Genomic DNA, 17,559 nt, shown 5'->3' with positions numbered 1-17,559 from the left:
CAGCGACCACCGAAGCGGTTCCGTGGGCGGCATCGCAGCCGATGCGATGCTGAAGCCTTGGCTTTGCAGGAGAGTGCCATGCCGATCACGCCACGAAACCCGGTTGACGACGACGACCCCCAGGCCGCGCAGGAGCGGCCCATGCCCGACGAGGACGGGCCGCACGACGTGCCCGACGAGACCGTGATCGACAAGACGCTGCCGGCCGGCAGCGGCGGCGATCCGGACCGTCCCCGCGGTGAACGGGGCTGAGCGGCGCGCAGCACAACGACGGTTTGCGCATGTTCTACGTGATCGATGCCGTCCGCTGGGGCGCGGACGGCCACATCTCGCACGTCAAGTGGCACGGCGTCGAAGCGGACGGTGAGACACTCGTCCGCACCGAGCCCCAGATCGTGCCCGTGGTCGATGCCGCCCAGATGTGCGGTGAGAAGGAAGTGCGCGTCTACGTGGGCGGCGACCTCGGCCGCTTCTTCCGCATGCGGGCCTGCCCCGAGGGCATCGACGCCGAGTCCGACCCGAGCGGCGCGCCGCTGCGCGAGCGCATGGCGCACCTGCCCACCTTCTGAGCGCCGGGCGCAGCCAGGCGGGCGACAATCGCCCGATGCACCACCAGTCCCGCATCGAGGTTGCCACCGGCGGCCGGGGCACGCGCGACATCACGGAAGCCGTCGCGCGCGTGATCGCGCAGTCGGGCGTGCACGTGGGCATCGCGCACGTGTTCGTGCAGCACACCAGCTGCTCGCTGCTGGTGACCGAGAATGCCGACCCGGACGTGCGCCGCGACCTCGAGACGGTGTTCGGGCGCGTGGCACCGGACGGTGACCCGGCGTACCGGCACGACACCGAAGGTCCCGACGACATGGCGGCGCATGCGCGCACGGTGCTCACCGGCGAGTCGGTGACGCTGCCGGTGGGCGATGGTCGGCCGCTGCTGGGGACCTGGCAGGGCGTGTTCCTCTGGGAACATCGCACCCACCCGCAGCGCCGCAGCGTGGTGGTCACCGTGCTGGGCGAGCAAGACGAAGGACGATGATGGACCTGGCCATGCAGGGCGCGATGCCCGATCCCCGGCGTGCGCCGCGCGCCTTCCTGGAGCGCCTCTATGCGGCCGCCGTGCAGCGCGCGCTGCCGCTGCACACGCTGGGCGCGTTCCTGCCGCCGCCTCCCAAGGGCCGCACCGTGGTGCTCGGCGCCGGCAAGGCGGGCGCGTCGATGGCGCAGGCCGTCGAGGCGTTGTGGCCGGCAGCTGCACCGCTTTCCGGCCTGGTGATCACGCGCTATGGCCACATCCCGCCGCGCCCCGCGGGATTGGTGGAGCGCATCGAAGTGGTCGAAGCCGCGCATCCCGTGCCGGATGCGGCGGGGCTCGCCGCGAGCCAGCGCATCCTCGATCTCGCGCACGGCCTGACGGCGGATGACCTGGTGCTGTGCCTGATCTCCGGCGGCGGCTCGGCTCTCCTCACCGCGCCGGCCGAGGGGCTGACGCTGGAGGACAAGCAGCGCATCAACCGCGAGCTGCTGCTGTCCGGTGCGGCCATCGGCGAGATGAACTGCGTGCGCAAGCACGTCTCGCGCATCAAGGGTGGACGGCTCGCGGCGGCGTGCCATCCGGCGCGCGTGGTCACGCTCACGATCAGCGACGTGCCCGGCGACGATCCCTCCGTGATCGCCAGCGGTCCCACGGTGCCCGATGCCAGCACGTGCGCCGATGCCGTCGCCATCCTGCAGCGATATGGCATCGAGGTGCCTGGCGCGATCATGAGCCTGCTGGAGCAGGGCGCGCTCGAGACGCCCAAGCCGGGCGATCCCGTGTTCGATGGGCACGAGGTGCACCTGGTGGCCACGCCGCAGCAATCGCTGGAAGCCGCGGCGGCGCTGGTCCGCCAGGTCGGGCTGCAGGCGTACATCCTCAGCGACGAGATGGAAGGCGAGTCGCGCGAAGTCGGCAAGGTGCAGGCGGCACTGGCGCGCGCGGCGGCGCGGCGGGGTGAGCCGTTCGCGCGTCCCTGCGTGATCCTCTCCGGCGGGGAGACGACTGTCACGGTGCGCAAGCAGCCCGAAGGCACGCCGCGCGGTCGCGGCGGACGCGCCGGCGAGTTCTGCCTGGGCCTCGCGCAGGCGCTGCAGGGCCAGGCCGGCGTGTGGGCACTGGCGGCGGACACCGACGGCATCGACGGCGTCGAGGACAACGCTGGCGCCTTCGTCGCGCCCGACACGCTCGTGCGTGCGCAGGCCGCAGGCCTGAAGCCCGACATCCACCTGGCGCGCAACGACGCCTACGGCTTCTTCGCCCCGCTGGGCGACCTGGTGGTCACCGGCCCGACGCACACCAACGTCAACGACTTTCGCGCGCTGCTGGTGCTCTGACGGGGCCGCGCTCAGCGCCCCTTGTCGCGCAGCCGCTGCGTCCCCGCCTTGCCCAGCGCCTTCCACTTGCGCCGCAGCGCGATCCGCTGCAGCGGCGTGCGCTCGCCGCGGTCGGCATCGCGCAGCAGCTTCTGGTAGTTGCGCAGCCGGTCCTCGGCCACGTGCTCGCGCACCGCGCATCCGGGTTCGCCCTCGTGCCTGCAGTCGCGGTAGCGGCACCCGCGCGCGAGCGCCTGCACGTCGTCGAAGGTGGCGGCCAGCGCGTGGCCATCGGCGTCCGGGCGCCACGTGCGCAGCCCCGGCGTGTCGATGATGCAGGCTCCGCCGGCGCACAGGTGCAGCGATCGCGCGGTGGTGGTGTGCCGCCCGCGTCCATCGCCCAGCCGCACGCCGCCGGTGCGCTGCACGTCGCCCTGCAGCAGCGTGTTGGTCAGCGTCGATTTGCCCGCGCCGGAGGAGCCGAGCAGCACCAGCGTCTGGCCGGTGGCCAGCCAGGGCTGCACCTCCAGTCGCGCGGCCGACTGCGTGCCGTCGACTGCGACGATGGGGACATCCTTGGGCAGGCGCTCGCGCAGCTGCGCCACGCGTTCGCGCGCGAAGCCGCCCAGGTCCACCTTGCTCAGCACGGCCACCGGCGCGACGCCCGCGGCGCGCACCATCGCGATGGTGCGTTCCATGCGGCGCGGGTTGAAGTCGGCATCCAGCCCCATGACCAGCAGCGCCGTGTCGACGTTGCTGGCCAGCGGCTGGCGCCGGCCGTCGTTGGCCCGGCGCGCGATCTGCGTGACCGGGTCCAGCCGTGTGCCGATCCAGACGTCGCCATGCGCGTCGGGGCCGGCCAGGACCCAGTCACCCACGGTGAGCTGGTCCTCGCGCGCCTGCAGCGCCTGGTGCGCCGCGGGCAGGAGGCGCGCGACATGCTCGTCGCGGCCGTCGTGCAGCGCATGGCGGTCGCGCTGCGTCTCGACGACGCGCATCAGCCGCGTGCCGTCGGGGGTGGTGAGTGACTGGCCCAGTTGGGCCAGCACGGCCTGCGACAGGCCGATGCCGCGCAGGAGGTCGATGTCGAGATGCATGTGGGTGCGTGATTCATGACGTTCGAGTGCGCGGACAGGCGCACGCAAGCCGCATGCGGATGCATGCGGCACTTGGGTTCGAAGGTCGGCCGCGGAACCGCGGCGAATCAAGGCGCCCGCACGAACGCGGGCGTGGACGCTGGGGTCAGGCGGCCGACAGGAGGCGGGCAAGGTCTTTGTGGTCCATGGCTGTGCTCCTGTGGTGGTTGAAGGGACGCGCAGTGTGCCACCGCGCGCCGGGCGGGTCAATTTGCGCGCGCCTGCGCATCACACCTGCACGGTGACGCGCAGGAACGTCGCGGGGATGGTCGTGTGGTTGTGGTCCGGACTCTTGTTGTGGCTGGCGAAGAGCTGCTCCAGCTCCTGGCGCAGCGCCTCGGCACGCCCGCTCTTCTCGGCGGCCTCGAAGGCATTCATCGTCGGCCCGTAGTAGCGGCGGAAGACTTCGACGAACTGCGCGCTCGTGCCGGCGAAGTCGAAGGTGTAGGTGTCGCGCAGGCACGAGATCTGCGCAGGCGCGATGCCGGCCGCGCCGAACCGCTCGGTGACGGTGGCTTCCACGCCCCACAGCATCGGGCTGACGAAGCCTTCCGGCGGCGGCGGTGAATACGAGGAGCTGATCTTCAGCAGCTGCGCCACCATCGTCGGGTCGTTCGGGATCCAGTTGCCCATCACGATGCGGCCACCCTTGCGCGTGACGCGCACCATCTCCCGCGCGACGTCCAGCGGCCTGGGCGCGAACATCGCGCCGAACATGCTCACCACCAGGTCGAAGGTGCCGTTCTCCAGGCCGGCCAGATCGCAGGCGTCGCCCTCCTGGAAGCGGATGTTGGAGAGGCCCGCCTCGTCCGCACGCTGCCTGGCCGCCTTGACCAGCGGGCTGGAGATGTCGACGCCCAACACGTCGGCGCCCAGCCTCGCCTCGGCCAGCGCGGTGGTGCCGTCGCCGCAGCCCAGGTCCAGCACGCGGTCGCCGCGGCCCACGCCGACGGAACGCACCAGCGCTTCGCCGCTCTCGCGCATGGTGGCCGCAATGCGCGTGAAGTCCCCCTTTTCCCACAAGGCCTTGTTCGCATTCATGCTTGCTCCTTGCGAGCGCGCTGGCATGGAAGCCGATGCGCGTGCGCTCCTGCCGCGCGCGGCCGGCCTCAGTCATAGCCGCAGCCGCGGCAGTGTTCAAGCGGGCAGTTGTAAGCGCTGCTTGCCCGCGCAACGGCGGGCGCCGCGGGCTACTCGCAGAGCGCGCGGATCGAGGGCGGCACCGGATGGGCGAACATGCTGCCATCGGCGCGCTTGCCGGCGAAGATGCGCACTTCCTCGCACTCCATCAGCAGGTCGGCGCCGCGCTGCACGCGGTAGCGTTGCACGAAGCTCTTGGCGCGCCATTCGGAGATGCTGGTGTGGATCTCCAGCGCGTCGCCGTAGGTGGCCGTCCGGCGGAAGCTGGCGTGCGTGTCCACCAGCGGCGTGCCGATGACGCCCAGCGTGGTGGTCGTCTCCGCCCATGGGGGCACGCCGCAGGCGATGAAGAAATGGCGCGACGCGGCGTCGATCCAGCGGAAGAAGTTCGGGAACCAGACGATGCCTGCGGGGTCGCAGTCGCCGAACTCGACCCGCACCGGATAGACCACCTCGCGCGTCATGCCATCCTCGCCGGCAGCCACAGGGCGATGATCGGAAAGCTGATCAGGATGACGAGCCGCACGATGTCGGTGGCCACGAACGGCAGCACGCCCTTGAAGATCGTGGTGAAGCTCACGTCCTGCACCACGCTCTTGATCACGAACACGTTCATGCCCACCGGAGGATGGATCAGGCCCAGTTCCACCGTCATCACGATGATCACGCCGAACCAGATCGGGTCGAAGCCGAGCTGCGTGATCACCGGGAAGATGATGGGCACGGTGAGGATGATCATCGCCATCGCGTCCATCAGGCAGCCCAGCACCAGGTACATGACCATGATCAGGGCCAGCACGCCATAGTGCCCCACGCCCAGGCTGGTGAGGAAGCCGGTGAGCTTCTGCGGCACCTGCGTGATGGTGAGGAAGTAGCCGAACATCAGCGCACCGATCAGCACCGTGAACACCGCGGCGGCGGTGCGCGTTGCGGAGAGCAGGGCTTCCTTGATCTTGGCGCGATCGAGCTTGCCGCGCACCAGGCCGAGGATGAAGGCGCCGCTCGCGCCCACGCCGCCCGCCTCGGTGGGCGTGAAGAATCCGCCGTACAGGCCGCCGATCACGAAGATGAAGAGCACCAGCGGCGCCCACACGTTCTTCAGGTCGACCAGGCGTTCGCGCCACGGCTTGGCCTCGCCGCGCGGCAGCCAGTCCGGGCGCACGCGCACGATGATGCTGATGGTGACCACGTACAGCAGCATCGCGAACAGGCCGGGGATCACGCCGGCCATGAACAGCTTCCCGATGTCCTGCTGCGTGAGGATGGCGTAGACCGCCAGCACGGTGGACGGCGGCAGCATCGCGCCCAGCGTGCCGCCCGCCGCGATGACGCCGGTGGAGAACGACTGCGGATAGCCGAAGCGGCGCATCTCAGGGTAGGCCACGCCGGCGAACGTCGCAGCCGTCGCGACCGACGAGCCGCAGATCGCCGCGAAGCCGCCGCAGGCCAGCACCGTGGCCACGCCGAGGCCACCGCGCAGGTGGCCGATCATCGAATTGGCCGCCTTGAACAACTCGCGGCTGACACCCGACACCGAGACCAACGCGCCCATCAGCATGAACATCGGGATCACGCCGAAGGTGTAGTCGGTGACGGTGCGCATCGACGTCTGGCCCACCAGCTTGAGGGCCGGCCCGAAGCCGTTGATCACGCCGTAGCCGGTGATGCCCACCAGGCCCATGGCCATGCCCACGGGCACCCGCAGCAGCATCAGCGCGAAGAGGGCGACGAAGCCGACGAGGGCGATGAGGTCGTTGCTCATTCAGCCTCCGCCGAGCCGGCTCGAGGTGGCTGGCGCCCCTTCGGGGGCAGCGCATCACACGAAATGGAAAGCGTGGGGGTCGACATCTCTTACTCCACCGACTTCTGCTCGAAGTGCTCGTCGTGCAGCGACTGCGGCTTGAACACCAGGCGGAACGTGCGCACCGCGATCAGCAGCACGGCGCAGACGTCGCCGATCCAGGCGACGAGCGAGAACGGCCAGGTGGGGATGTTGAGGTCCGCGGTCTGGATGTTGTCGGTGAAGGTGGTCTGCACCTTGTCGAACAGCGTGTAGGTCTGCACGGCAACCACGAACAGCAGCACCAGGGTTGCGAACACGTCGATGTTGCGCTTCCAGGTGCGGTTCGCGGCGGCCCACACCAGGTCGACGGTGATGTGGCCGCCGCGATAGCTGGTGGCCGCGATGCCCCAGAAGATCAGGATGCCCAGCAGCAGCCGGCCGAAGTCGTAGTAGTCCGGGATCGAGGTGCTGAAGAACCTGCGCAGCAGCACGTTCACGAAGATGTTGAGGGCCACCAGCCCCACGAAGATGGCCGCCAGCCACTCGATCGTGCTGATGAAGCGGTCCGCGAAGTTCTGTTTCTTCATGGCGTCCCCAGGGAAGGCAAGGGCCGCCCTGCCGTGCGGCAGGCGCGGCCCGGGAGAGGGACGCGGGTTATTGCGCGGCCTTGTACTTGACCAGGCTCGCCTTCAGGCCTTCCATCACCTTCTTCGGATCCTGGCCCGCCTTCTTCACGCTCTCGGCCCACTGGTTCTCCACCGGCGCCATGGCCTCGTGCCAGGCCTTGAGCTGGTCGGGCGTGAGCTTGTAGATCTCGTGGCCGCTCTCGGCCGCGATCTTGGCGTGGCCGCCGTACTCGAAGTCGGCCCACGGGGCGGCGACCTTCTCGGCCCACTCGGTGGTGCAGTGGTCGTCGATCACCTTCTTCTGCGCGGTGGACATGCCGTTGTACTTGTCCTTGTTCATCACCCACACGAAGGGCGTGACGTACAGCGGCGCGTCCATGTGGTACTTGACCACCTTGTCGATGCCGAACAGCACGACCGAGCCCCAGGGGAACGTGAGGGCGTCGGCCACGCCGCGCTCCAGCATGTCGCGCGCCTCCGGTGCGGAAGCCTGCACGTTGGTGCCGCCGAGGGACGTGACCATCTGGCCGATGGTGCTGGTGGCCGGGCGGATCTTCATGCCCTTGATGTCGCCCGGCACGGTGATCTTCTTGCGCGCGTGGAACGTGCCCGGGTCGTGCACGAAGGCGAAGCAGAACTTGACGTCCTTCATCTCCTGGGCCGCGTACTGGCGGTACCAGGCGTCGATGGCGGCGCTGCCGCTCTTGCCATTGGCGAACAGGAAGGGCAGCGACGCGCCCGCCATGACGGGGAAGCGGCCCGGTTGATAGCCGGGGTTGACGTACGAGAAGTCGGAGATCCCGTCGCGCGCCATGTCGTAGTGGTCGAACGCCTTGCCAAGCTGCTCCGACGGGAACAGGGTGGCGGTGATCGTGCCGTTCGACGCCTTCTTGATGTCCTCGGCCCAGGCCTGCAGCGCCGGGTTCAGAGGATGCTGCGCCGGCACCCAGCTGGAGAGCTTGAGCTGCACGGGCTTGTCCTGCGCCGTGGCCGCGCCACCGGCGAAGGCCAGCGTGGCGGCGATGGTGGCCGCGATCGGAAGGAAGGTCTTGCGCATGGGCTTGTCTCCTGTCGTGTGTTCGTTTCTTTATATAACGGTACCGGCCTTGGCCTCATCCGCGCTTTCCCGGGGGCGCGGGCGCCGCACGAAGCGGATCGGCTGGGCTTTCACGGGGCGTGGCGGCGCGCCGTGGCGCACCAGCGTGGCGTCGAGCGCCTGGCCCGCATCGTCGGCCAGGGCCGCGGCGCGCGCGGCGGCGACCGCCTGTGCGGCAGCTGTCGCATCGGGCAATCCCGCGAGGTGGTCCAGCACGTGCAGCAGGTTGTCCTTGCCGCGTTCGTTGGTCGCGCCGTAGCCCTTGATCAGGCGGCCGCAGGCGGCGATCTCGTGCCCCAGCGTCCAGTCGCGGCGCGTGCCCTGCACGATGCCGTCGAGCCAGCGCTGCATCATCTGCTGCTCGAACGCGAAGCGGCTGCCGCGCACGCGCAGCCAGCGCAAGCCGGCGAGCGTGCGCAAGGCCAGCATGCCGCCGACCGTGTGCGTGCCGATCTTGAGCGGCAGGGCCCAGGCGTCCTTGCCGGCGGCGATGCGGCGCCGATCCCAGGCCCGCAGCCGCTCGGCGAGCGAGGACGGCAGCAGCGCGGCGAACTCGGGGACGCCGGGCTTGAAGTGGTCGTAGACCTTCAGCAGATCCGCGTCGGTCGATTTCACTTCGCCCTGCACGCGCTCCCAGCGGCTTGCGCGGCTCTTGAGGTCGGCCACGCGGACGATGTCGTCGAAGGCCATCCACAGCGCGAGCCAGCGGGCAGTCTCGCGCGTCGTGCCGAAGCCGTGCGCGCCCGGCGGGTCGGCCTCGCGCTCGGCCTGCAGAACGGACTGCACGCGCTGCGCGTAGAGGTCGGCATAGGCGCGGTCCTGGTACTCGACGAGCCGCTGGTAGCCGAGGGTGAAGAATTCGCGCATGGGCCCCGGCAGATCGACCGTCATTGCGGGCTCGACCCGCAATCCAGTGACGGTGCCAGCATGACCGCTGCTGCTGGATCCCCGGTCGAGCCCGGGATGACGTGCTGCGGGGCCCAGCACCTGTTGCACGAACTGCGCCTGCACCTTGCGCCCGCTGACGATCTCGAACGCCTTCGCGAATCCACGCAGGCTGGCCTGCGCCGACGCGTTCGCCTTCTCGTGCGGCACGCCGCCGCGCACAGCCTCCTCGAAGAAGCGACGCTCGAACGGCAGCAGGCCGCTGCCTGCGATGCCGCCGAGCAGCACGGCGCTGACCACCGTGCCGCACTCCTTGGCGACCGCGTTCATGTCGAACAGCTGGTGCTCGCGGCTGAAGGACTGCACCAGTTTCGCCAGGTCCGCCGCGTCGGCGCGGCCGTCGGCGAGCTGCATGCGCTCCTGCGTGGTGAGCAGTCGCGCGGTCGACGACAGCACCAGCGTGCGATCGGGCGAGACCAGGCCGTTGCCGATCTGTCGCGCCGTCTCGAGCAACTCCGACGACACCAATGCATCCAGCGCACCGGGAACCGGACTGAGGCTGAACACCGGCTGCCGCCCCTGCAATTGCGCCAGCGGAACCGGGAACACCTCGAGGTAGTACGTCGTGGCGCCGGTGCGCTGGGCCACGCCCGGAATCGACGTGGCCTGCGCCGCATGACCGGCACGCCGCGCGGTCTCGACCAGCCATTCGGTGAGCACGCCGCCGCCTTCGCCGCCGAGGGCGCACACGAGCAATGTGATGGGGGAGGACGTGTTCATGTCAGGCGGGTTGCAGGGCGCGCACGACCGCGGAGCGCAGGCCGTGCAGCAGGCGCTCGTGCCAGCGCGGGTTCTGCACGACTTCGGCGCGGTAGAAGCTGGGGCACAGCGTCGCCGCATGCGCGTTCTCGCCGCACAGGCCGCAGCCGACGCAGCCGTCCACGACAGTGGCGACGGGATCGACCTTCAGCGGATCCGGGTTGTCCTTGAGCGTGAGCGTCGGGCAGCCGGAGAGGCGGATGCAGGCGTGGTCGCCGTTGCACACGTCCTCGTCGACGCCGTACTTCACGCGCACCACGCGCTTGCCGGTCTTGAGCAGCGAAGCGATCCAGGGCTTGATGCGGCGCTGGCGTTCCAGCTGGCATTCGCCCTCGGCGACGATCACCTTCAGGCCATCGAAGTCGCTGGTGAAGGCCTCGATGAGCGTGCGCCGCATCGCCTCCACCTCGTAGGTGTGCACGGTGCGCATCCACTTCACGCCCAGTCCCTGCAGCGTCGACTCGATGGTCTGGTTGGTGTGCACCAGCGACCTGGCCTTGTCGCCGCTGGCGAACTTCTGGTCTTCCTCCGGCGTGGAGATGATCTCCTGCGTGCCGGTGGCCGAGGTGTAGCCGTTCTTGAAGATCAGCAGCACGGCGTCGTCACCGTTGAACAGGGCGCTCTGCACGCCGGTGAGCAGGCCGTTGTGCCAGAAGCCGCCGTCGCCCATGATGGCCAGCGTGCGCCGCTGCATCATCGGCGACACGCCGGCGCGGCTGGCCAGCGACATGCCGTAGCCCAGGATCGAGTGGCCCATCGAGAACGGCTCGAAGGTGCCGAACGCGTGGCAGCCGATGTCGGCGGCCACGTGCACCGGTCCCATCTGCTGCTGCGCGAGCTTCAGCGCGGAGAACACCGGCCGCTCGGGGCAGCCGACGCAGAAGCTGGGCGGCCGATTGGGCAGCGGCTTGTCCAGCGCGGCGGCCACGGCGGCGCGGCGCTCGCGGTTGGCGTCGAGCCAGCGGCGCGCCTGCTCCGTCGCCGACCCCGGCAGGTAGGCCGCGGCGAATTGCACCAGCCCCTGCGACAGCACCTCGACGCTGTACTCGCCGCCCATGGGCAGCAGGTCCTTGCCATGCAACCGGGTCTGGATGTCGCGCCGGCGCAGGTGGGTGGCGATCTCCTGCTCGATGTATTCGGGCTGGCCTTCCTCGACCACCAGCACGCCGCGCTTGCCGACGCAGAAGTCCGCAACCTGCTCGGGCACCAGCGGATAGGTGACGTTGAGGACCAGCAGCGGAATGTCGGCGTTGCCAAAGGCGTCGGCCATTCCCAGCTGCTGCAGTGCGCGCACCAGGCCGTTGTGCATGCCGCCCTGCACGATGATGCCCAGGTCGGCGTGCTTGCCGGGCATCAGCTCATTGAGCCCGTTCTCGACGATGTAGCGCCGCGCGGCCGGAATGCGTTCCTCCGCCTTGAGCTTCTCGTGGCGGAAGGTGACGGGCGGGTGCGCCAGCCGCATGTAGTCGAACGTGGCCGGGTTCTCCATCAGCTCGCGTGTGGAGATCGCGGGCGGCACGTTGTCGCTCGCCTCGAAGCTGCCGCGCACGTGACAGGCGCGGATCCGCAGCTCCAGGATCGCCGGCATGTTCGATGCTTCGGAGAGCCGAAAGCCGTGCTCCACCATCCGCACCATCTGCGGCAGGTGCGGGCGCGGATCGAGCAGGCACATGGTGGACTTCAGCGCATAGGCATGGGTGCGCTCCTGGATCACCGAGGCGCCTTCGCCATAGTCCTCGCCCACCACGATCAGGGCGCCGCCCTTGACGCCCGGCGAGGACAGGTTGGACAGCGCGTCCGATGCGACGTTGGTGCCGACGATCGACTTCCACGTTACGGCGCCGCGCAGCGGATAGTGGATGGACGCGCCCAGCATCGCGGCCGCGGAGGCCTCGTTCGAGCAGGCCTCGACGTGCACGCCCAGCTCGTCCATCAGGGGCTTGGCCTGCACCATCACGTCCAGCAGGTGCGACACCGGCGCCCCCTGGTAGCCGCCGACGTACGACACGCCGGACTGCAGCAGCGCCTTGGTGATGGCGAGGATGCCCTCGCCGTGGAACGTCTCGCCGCGCTTCAGGCGCAGCGAGGCGATCTCCTTGCTGAATGAAACTTCCACGTCGGGCCTCCGGGACAGCGCCGCAGTGTGGCCCGGGACGTCTCATCCATCAATGCAATGAGCCGACTAAGTGGTATGCGCGGGTTGCATGTCGCCCGAGGCGGCCCAATCCCGGCTGGCCAGCGCCAGCAGCACCAGGCCGGCGGCCGCCGGCACCAGGAACGTCAGTGCCTGGGCAGCGAGGTACAGCGGCGGCACCCCCGACAGCTTGTCGAGCCAGTTGCGGGCGTACATCGCGAACAGCAGCGGGGCGATCCACAGGGCCGCGCGGCGCCATGCGCCCGCGGCATCGGCCAGCACCTCGCGGCCCGCCAGCAGGAACAGCGCCGAGGCGATGAACACCAGGGTGAAGAACACGGCCATGATCGGCTGGGCGCGGCCGAATGCCTGGTGGTCGGCCCAGTACGGCAGCCAGGCCAGGCAGCACACGCCCAGGGCGATCGCGCAGTTGCGCGAGCGGCGCGCGGCCAGTGCATCGCTGAACACCAGCTGGCGCTTCATCGAGGGCAGCAGCAGCACGCACAGCGGACCGGTGATGGCATCGACGAGCAGGGTGACCGGATAGCCCCACGCCTCGACCGCGATGCCCTGCCATTGCGCCGCGATGGCGATGGCCAGGTTCATCATGGCCATGTAGGCGGTGAACTGGGTGGCGGCCACGCGCGGGTTGGTGATGTCCATCATGATCGCCGAGCGGGTGCCGTACATCAGGCCCTGGAACACGGCATAGGCCAGTGACGCGTGCCACAGCGCGCGCACCAGCTCCGGCATCGGCGTGCCGCCGGGCGCGCGCGGCATGACGTAGCCGTGCTGCTGCAGCACCCACATCAGGTACAGCACCGGCAGGCTCATGGTGACGAGGTACACGAACAGCGTGGGCCGGCGTCCCAGCTTGTCCGACAGCCAGCCGCCGACCACCATCGCACCCGCGGAGATGATCGAGGTCCAGAGGTTCAGCGCGCCGACCTCGTCGTCGGGCATGCCCAGTTCCACCGCGAGGTTCGTCTGCAGCGCGAGGCCCAGCGACATGGCGCCAGCGGGCAGCAGCGCGAAGAACACGCCGTTGAGGGCACCGCGGGTGCCGACGAAGGAACGGAACGAGTCCACCGCGAACTGCTTCATCTCGCGGCCGGCGGCGCGCCAGGCGTCACGCGCGCTGTGCGCGACCGCCGCGGCGCCCTCCAGCACCATCGGCTCCTTCAGCGGCAGCACCACGAAGAGGGTGACCACGGCGATCGCGCCGGCCACGAAGAAGAAGCTGGGCGCAAAGCCGGTGTACGCAACCATGAGCAGCACGCCGCTGCCACCGACCGCCTGGCCCACCGCGGCGCCGGCGAACATGAGGCCGTTGGCGAGGCCGCGTTCGTCCTCCGACAGCGTGTTCACCGCCAAAGAATCGATCGCCACGTCCTGGATGGCACCGAAGGTGTTGTGCACCAGCAGGATCGCGGTGAACAGCCACAGGCCCTGCGGCAGCGGGACTGCCACCAGCGACACCAGCGTCAGGATCATAACGAGCTGGGTCAGCAGGATCCAGCCGCGCCGGTGGCCGAAGCGCTGCGACCGGAACACGTCCACGAAGGGGCCGAACGCCCACTTGAATGCCCACGGCAGGTAGAACGAGCCGACGAAGGCGCCGATCTCCGCCGGGCCGACGCCCTGGCGCCGCAGCTGGGTGGCCACGGCCGTGGCCGCGAAGCCCAGCGGGATGCCCTCGGTGATGTAGAGCAGGAAGAAGGCCGTGAGGCGGCCGCGGCGCGAGGCGAGCAGGTTCGGGAGGCGCATGCCCGATGGTAAGCGTTGCGGATGAGGCTGCCCATTACCATGCATGCAGTGCATCTCAAGGACATCGACCTCAACCTGCTGCGGCTGTTCGACGCGGTCTACCGCACGCGCAACGTGAGCCGCGCCGCGCAGCTGCTGGACCTGACGCAGCCGGCGGCCAGCCAGGGCCTGACCCGCCTGCGCGCGGTGCTGCACGACCCGCTGTTCATGCGCGCGGCCGGCGGCGTGCAGCCCACGCCCAGGGCGCAGCGGCTGGCCGACCCGGTGCGCGCGGCGCTGGCCACGCTGGAGCAGGCGCTGGGCGAGTCGGCCGGGTTCGACCCGCTGCAGTCGCGTCGCACGTTCCGCATCCACATGAGCGACATCGGCGAGGGCCGCTTCCTCCCCGAGCTGATGGTGGCCCTGCGCGAGCAGGCGCCGGGTGTCCGCCTCGAGACGCTGCCACTGCCGCGCGACGAGATCACCGACGCGCTGGACAGCGGGCGCATCGACTTCGCGTTCGGCTTCCTGCCCATGGTGCGCGAAACCCGGCGCGTCGAGCTGCTGCGCGACCGCTACATCGTGCTGCTGCGCGCCGGGCATCCGTTCACGCGCAAGCGCCGCACCGCGGCACAGCTGCGGCAGGCGATGCGCGAACTGGACTACGTCAACGTGCGCACCCACGGCGACACGCTGCGCATCCTGCAGCGCCTGCACGTCGAGGACCGGCTGCGGCTGACCACCGAGCACTTCATGGTGCTGCCGGCGATCGTGCGCGCCACCGACCTGGCGGTGGTCATGCCGCGCAACATCGCCGAAGGCTTCATGGCCGAGGGTGGGTACGCCATCGTCGAGCCACCCGTGGCCGGACGCGAGTTCGTGGTCTCGTTGCACTGGAGCCGGCGCTTCGAGGTAGACCCGGGCAATGCCTGGCTGCGCGCGCTGATCGCCTCGCTGCATCCGCCCAAGCGCTGAAGCGCCGCGGGGCTGCCTGCTGGCACACTCTGCGCGATGCCTCCCCAGCTCCAACTCGCCGCCATCGACGTCAAGCCCGGCGCCGCCCTGGAAAGCCAGTCCGGGCTGCAGATGCTGCGGCCGCGCATCTACGGCGCGTGGGCGCAGCCCGCCGGCCCGAAGCGCGTGGCTGCCATCGTGATGCATCCCACGAGCAACTTCATGGGGCATTACCTGATCGCGCCGCTGGCCGAGCGGGGCGTCGCCTGCATGGGCCTGAACTCGCGCTACGCGGGCAACGACACGCTGCTGCTGATGGAGCGCGTGATCCAGGACCTGGGCGCGGGCGTGCAGTTCCTGCGCGCGCAGGGCTACGACAAGGTCGTGCTGATCGGCAACTCGGGCGGCGCCGCGCTGGCGGCGTTCTACCAGGCGCAGGCCGAGCGCCTGACGATCGACCGCATGCTCGATGGCGACCCGGCGCAGCTGTCGCCGCAGGACCTGCCGCCGGTGCAGGGCCTCGCGCTGTGTGCCGCGCACGAGGGCCGCTCGTTCCTGATGCGGCACTGGATCGATCCGTCGGTGTTCGACGAGGACGATCCGCTCGCGGCCAATTTCGACGTCGACATGTACGACCCCCGCAATGGGCCGCCGTACTCGCCGGAGTTCCTGGCGAAGTTCCGGGCCGCGCAGCAGAACCGCCTGCAGCGCATCGACCAGTGGGTGCTGGCCAGGCTGTCCTTGCTGCGGCGGCTGGATGTCCCGGGCGCGCCACGCGACCAGGTGTTCGTCATCCACCGCACGCATGCCGACCCGCGCTTCCTGGATCTCGGGCTCGATCCCAACGACCGGGCGGTCGGCAGCGTCTGGGGCGTCGGCGCGCAGGGCGCGAAGTCGGTGAACTACGCGGCCAGCCAGATGGGCCGGATCACGTCGCTCACCGCCTTCCTGTCCCAGTGGTCGCCCCTCAGCCGGGCCGATGGTCCGTCGAACCTGGCGAAGACCTCGGTGCCGGTGCTGCTGCACACGTACACGGCCGACCAGTCGACGTTCCCGAGCACGCGCGATGCATGGCTCGCCGCGGGCGGCCGGCGCATCCGCAACATCGACGTGCAGGGCGGCAACCACTACCTGGCGGGCCAGCCGCAGCTGGTGCAGCAGGTGGCCGACGAGATGGCGGCCTGGATGCTGGCGCTCTAGAGGTCCGTCACCGCCAGACGGCGGCGAGGGCGAATCCCAGGGGCGGGCCGAACGACAGCAGCACCAGCACGGCCCATGCAAGCCGTCCCATCACCGGGTCGGCGGGGTCGCGGCGGGGGCGCCGCGCCCACCCACGACGTCCCAGTCGAAATCGCTGTCCTCGAAGTTCCCGTGCTCGGCCGCTCGCATGGGCCTGAAGAATACGGTTGAGCACGCAGGCCGCCAAGACGGAAGGCGCTCGGGCGCGGTCCGTTGTCTCGCCGGCGCATCACGCCTGTCGCGTTCGCACGCAGCGGAGCTTTCACACCGGCTCGATCGCGCATGGGCGAGCCGGCTCATCCTTGCGCAGGCACCATGGCGCCATGCTCGAGACGATGACGCAATGGCTGGCTCCGACGCCACGCCGGATGGTGCAGGGTGGCCTGGCGAGTTTCTTCAGCGGCACGGTTGCGCTGCTGCTGGCGCTGCTGGCGCAGCTGCGCGACGACCCCACCGTGCTGCTGGCCGATCGCTACCCCGGCCTGCCGACCTGGTGGGTGCCGGAAGGGCCTGCCGGTTACGCGCTGGCGACGACGATGGTCTGCTGGGGCGTGTGGGCGATGGGCTCGGCGCTGCGGCCGCCGCGCGACCTGGACGCACCCTACTGATCCCCGGCGCAGGTCAGTCGACCTGCACCACCACGTTCCCGCCGGCCTGTCCGGATTCCACGAGCTCGTGTGCGCGCACGATGTCGCGCAGCGGCACGCGCTGGGCGATGTTGTGCCGCAGGACGCCGCGCATCAGGAAGTCGTGCAGCAGCCCCTCGGCGCGCGCGCGATCGGCCGGCCGCAGGTGGTACACGATGAAGAACCGCAGCAGCGCCTCCTGCGCGATCAGCGGGAAGAACGGCAGCTGGAACTCGCGCGCGCCGCTGCCGTAGACCGCCCACGTCGCGCCTGGCCGCATCACGGCCAGGTCGAGCGCGGCGTTGGCGGCGATGTCCATCTCCACGATGCGATCCACGCCCTGGCCCTGCGTGGCCTCACGCAGCTGGTCGGCCGCGCCTGGCTGCCGGTAATCGACCACCACGTCCGCGCCGGCGTCCCTGGCCAGCGCCTGCTTGGCGGGGGTGCTGGCCGTGGCGAGGACCTGGCGCGCGCCCAGCAAGCGTGCGAACTGCACCGCGTAGTGCCCGACCGCACCGGCCCCCGCGGCGACCAGCACCCGCTGGCCGGCCACGCCGCCGTCGGTGAGCACCGCATGCAGCGCGGTGAGTGCCGGGATGCCGAAGCACGCGCCCGCTTCGTCGGGCACTCCGTCCGGCAGTCGCAGGGCCTGCGTCGCGGGCAGGCAGGTGAACTGGGCCGCGGTGCCATCGGCGCGTCCCCAGGCTGCATTCCAGAGCCAGACGCGCTCGCCGATGCGGCCTGTCGGCACGCCGGCGCCGACCGCATCGATCTCGCCCATGCCGTCGCTGTGCGGCACGATCCGTGGGAAGGGCAGGGTGGGACCGCGCGAGCCCGCGCGCGACTTCACGTCGGACGGATTGACGCCGGACCAGCGCATCCGCACCCGCACTTCCGCGGGGCGGGGCTGCGGATCGGGCAACTCGCCCAGCTGCAGGACTTCACGGGCCGGGCCCGGGCGTTCGTAGAAAGCGGCAAGCATGGTCGTGCCCCGGATCAGTTGCGCCGCGTGACCCGGTCCACGGC

Annotated in this window: 17 protein-coding genes; 7 read left to right on the top strand and 10 right to left on the bottom strand. The window is 70.2% G+C overall.

Annotated elements, in window-relative coordinates; all coding sequences use genetic code 11:
• The first annotated feature begins 78 nt into the window (after nucleotides 1-78).
• The 4 genes from ACPWT1_RS01480 to ACPWT1_RS01465 are packed head-to-tail and all read left to right on the top strand — an operon-like array spanning nucleotide 79 to nucleotide 2,370.
• Complete coding sequence (locus ACPWT1_RS01480) at nucleotides 79-252, top strand: hypothetical protein (RefSeq protein ID WP_427913672.1); 174 nt, start codon at nucleotides 79-81, stop codon at nucleotides 250-252.
• Nucleotides 253-281: 29 nt separating this feature from the next.
• Entirely contained in the window at nucleotides 282-569 is a 288-nt protein-coding gene (locus tag ACPWT1_RS01475; RefSeq protein ID WP_427913671.1) for a hypothetical protein, read from the top strand.
• Nucleotides 570-604: 35 nt separating this feature from the next.
• Entirely contained in the window at nucleotides 605-1,036 is a 432-nt protein-coding gene (locus ACPWT1_RS01470; RefSeq protein ID WP_427913670.1) for a secondary thiamine-phosphate synthase enzyme YjbQ, read from the top strand.
• Nucleotides 1,036-2,370, top strand: a complete 1,335-nt coding sequence (locus tag ACPWT1_RS01465) for a glycerate kinase type-2 family protein (protein ID WP_427913669.1) — start codon at nucleotides 1,036-1,038, stop codon at nucleotides 2,368-2,370. The genes ACPWT1_RS01470 and ACPWT1_RS01465 overlap by 1 nt, the downstream gene beginning before the upstream one ends.
• An 11-nt stretch (nucleotides 2,371-2,381) precedes the next feature.
• Here ACPWT1_RS01465 and rsgA read toward each other — a convergent pair whose 3' ends face one another.
• The 9 genes from rsgA to ACPWT1_RS01420 form a co-directional block, all read right to left on the bottom strand.
• The gene (gene rsgA, locus ACPWT1_RS01460) at nucleotides 2,382-3,446 is read right to left on the bottom strand and encodes a ribosome small subunit-dependent GTPase A (protein WP_427913668.1); all 1,065 of its coding nucleotides are present in this window, start codon (nucleotides 3,444-3,446) and stop codon (nucleotides 2,382-2,384) included.
• A gap of 267 nt (nucleotides 3,447-3,713) precedes the next feature.
• A complete protein-coding gene (locus tag ACPWT1_RS01455; RefSeq protein ID WP_427913667.1) occupies nucleotides 3,714-4,526 on the bottom strand; it encodes a class I SAM-dependent methyltransferase in 813 nt (270 codons plus the stop codon).
• Nucleotides 4,527-4,675: 149 nt separating this feature from the next.
• Complete coding sequence (locus ACPWT1_RS01450) at nucleotides 4,676-5,089, bottom strand: acyl-CoA thioesterase (protein WP_427915623.1); 414 nt, start codon at nucleotides 5,087-5,089, stop codon at nucleotides 4,676-4,678.
• Nucleotides 5,086-6,387 carry a TRAP transporter large permease gene (locus ACPWT1_RS01445; RefSeq protein ID WP_427913666.1) on the bottom strand — a complete coding sequence of 434 codons (1,302 nt, stop codon included), beginning with the start codon at nucleotides 6,385-6,387 and terminating at the stop codon, nucleotides 5,086-5,088. Before ACPWT1_RS01445 ends, ACPWT1_RS01450 begins: the two co-directional genes overlap by 4 nt.
• Nucleotides 6,388-6,476: 89 nt before the next feature.
• Nucleotides 6,477-6,995 (bottom strand): TRAP transporter small permease, encoded by a 519-nt coding sequence (locus tag ACPWT1_RS01440; RefSeq protein ID WP_427913665.1) that lies wholly within the window; start codon nucleotides 6,993-6,995, stop codon nucleotides 6,477-6,479.
• Between the two features lie 67 nt (nucleotides 6,996-7,062).
• Nucleotides 7,063-8,091: a TRAP transporter substrate-binding protein gene (locus ACPWT1_RS01435; RefSeq protein WP_427913664.1), complete on the bottom strand. Its 1,029-nt coding sequence runs from the start codon at nucleotides 8,089-8,091 to the stop codon at nucleotides 7,063-7,065.
• A gap of 30 nt (nucleotides 8,092-8,121) precedes the next feature.
• A complete protein-coding gene (locus ACPWT1_RS01430) occupies nucleotides 8,122-9,795 on the bottom strand; it encodes an indolepyruvate oxidoreductase subunit beta family protein (protein ID WP_427913663.1) in 1,674 nt (557 codons plus the stop codon).
• 1 nt (nucleotide 9,796) lies between these two features.
• Entirely contained in the window at nucleotides 9,797-11,950 is a 2,154-nt protein-coding gene (locus ACPWT1_RS01425; protein ID WP_427913662.1) for a thiamine pyrophosphate-dependent enzyme, read from the bottom strand.
• Between the two features lie 66 nt (nucleotides 11,951-12,016).
• Nucleotides 12,017-13,735, bottom strand: a complete 1,719-nt coding sequence (locus ACPWT1_RS01420) for an MFS transporter (RefSeq protein WP_427913661.1) — start codon at nucleotides 13,733-13,735, stop codon at nucleotides 12,017-12,019.
• Nucleotides 13,736-13,774: 39 nt separating this feature from the next.
• Here ACPWT1_RS01420 and ACPWT1_RS01415 point away from each other — a divergent pair, with 39 nt between their 5' ends.
• The 3 genes from ACPWT1_RS01415 (at nucleotide 13,775) to ACPWT1_RS01405 (ending at nucleotide 16,515) form a co-directional block, all read left to right on the top strand.
• Nucleotides 13,775-14,689 (top strand): LysR family transcriptional regulator, encoded by a 915-nt coding sequence (locus ACPWT1_RS01415; protein ID WP_427913660.1) that lies wholly within the window; start codon nucleotides 13,775-13,777, stop codon nucleotides 14,687-14,689.
• 36 nt (nucleotides 14,690-14,725) lie between these two features.
• Nucleotides 14,726-15,868, top strand: a complete 1,143-nt coding sequence (locus ACPWT1_RS01410) for an alpha/beta hydrolase (protein WP_427913659.1) — start codon at nucleotides 14,726-14,728, stop codon at nucleotides 15,866-15,868.
• A gap of 362 nt (nucleotides 15,869-16,230) precedes the next feature.
• Complete coding sequence (locus tag ACPWT1_RS01405) at nucleotides 16,231-16,515, top strand: hypothetical protein (RefSeq protein WP_427913658.1); 285 nt, start codon at nucleotides 16,231-16,233, stop codon at nucleotides 16,513-16,515.
• Nucleotides 16,516-16,528: 13 nt separating this feature from the next.
• Here the strand turns inward: ACPWT1_RS01405 and ACPWT1_RS01400 are convergent, their stop codons facing one another.
• Nucleotides 16,529-17,515 (bottom strand): NADPH:quinone reductase, encoded by a 987-nt coding sequence (locus tag ACPWT1_RS01400; protein WP_427913657.1) that lies wholly within the window; start codon nucleotides 17,513-17,515, stop codon nucleotides 16,529-16,531.
• Between the last annotated feature and the right edge of the window lie 44 nt (nucleotides 17,516-17,559).

Source organism: Ramlibacter sp. MMS24-I3-19 (assembly GCF_050320135.1).
GTDB lineage: Bacteria > Pseudomonadota > Gammaproteobacteria > Burkholderiales > Burkholderiaceae_C > Ramlibacter.
This window is presented reverse-complemented; position numbering and strand designations above follow the sequence as displayed.

Coding starts and splice junctions, on each gene's coding strand:
- ACPWT1_RS01480 (WP_427913672.1), top strand. CDS start 79: ATGCCGATCACGCCACGAAACCCGGTTGACGACGACGACCCCCAGGCC.
- ACPWT1_RS01475 (WP_427913671.1), top strand. CDS start 282: ATGTTCTACGTGATCGATGCCGTCCGCTGGGGCGCGGACGGCCACATC.
- ACPWT1_RS01470 (WP_427913670.1), top strand. CDS start 605: ATGCACCACCAGTCCCGCATCGAGGTTGCCACCGGCGGCCGGGGCACG.
- ACPWT1_RS01465 (WP_427913669.1), top strand. CDS start 1,036: ATGGACCTGGCCATGCAGGGCGCGATGCCCGATCCCCGGCGTGCGCCG.
- rsgA (WP_427913668.1), bottom strand. CDS start 3,446: ATGCATCTCGACATCGACCTCCTGCGCGGCATCGGCCTGTCGCAGGCC.
- ACPWT1_RS01455 (WP_427913667.1), bottom strand. CDS start 4,526: ATGAATGCGAACAAGGCCTTGTGGGAAAAGGGGGACTTCACGCGCATT.
- ACPWT1_RS01450 (WP_427915623.1), bottom strand. CDS start 5,089: ATGACGCGCGAGGTGGTCTATCCGGTGCGGGTCGAGTTCGGCGACTGC.
- ACPWT1_RS01445 (WP_427913666.1), bottom strand. CDS start 6,387: ATGAGCAACGACCTCATCGCCCTCGTCGGCTTCGTCGCCCTCTTCGCG.
- ACPWT1_RS01440 (WP_427913665.1), bottom strand. CDS start 6,995: ATGAAGAAACAGAACTTCGCGGACCGCTTCATCAGCACGATCGAGTGG.
- ACPWT1_RS01435 (WP_427913664.1), bottom strand. CDS start 8,091: ATGCGCAAGACCTTCCTTCCGATCGCGGCCACCATCGCCGCCACGCTG.
- ACPWT1_RS01430 (WP_427913663.1), bottom strand. CDS start 9,795: ATGAACACGTCCTCCCCCATCACATTGCTCGTGTGCGCCCTCGGCGGC.
- ACPWT1_RS01420 (WP_427913661.1), bottom strand. CDS start 13,735: ATGCGCCTCCCGAACCTGCTCGCCTCGCGCCGCGGCCGCCTCACGGCC.
- ACPWT1_RS01415 (WP_427913660.1), top strand. CDS start 13,775: ATGCATGCAGTGCATCTCAAGGACATCGACCTCAACCTGCTGCGGCTG.
- ACPWT1_RS01410 (WP_427913659.1), top strand. CDS start 14,726: ATGCCTCCCCAGCTCCAACTCGCCGCCATCGACGTCAAGCCCGGCGCC.
- ACPWT1_RS01405 (WP_427913658.1), top strand. CDS start 16,231: ATGCTCGAGACGATGACGCAATGGCTGGCTCCGACGCCACGCCGGATG.
- ACPWT1_RS01400 (WP_427913657.1), bottom strand. CDS start 17,515: ATGCTTGCCGCTTTCTACGAACGCCCGGGCCCGGCCCGTGAAGTCCTG.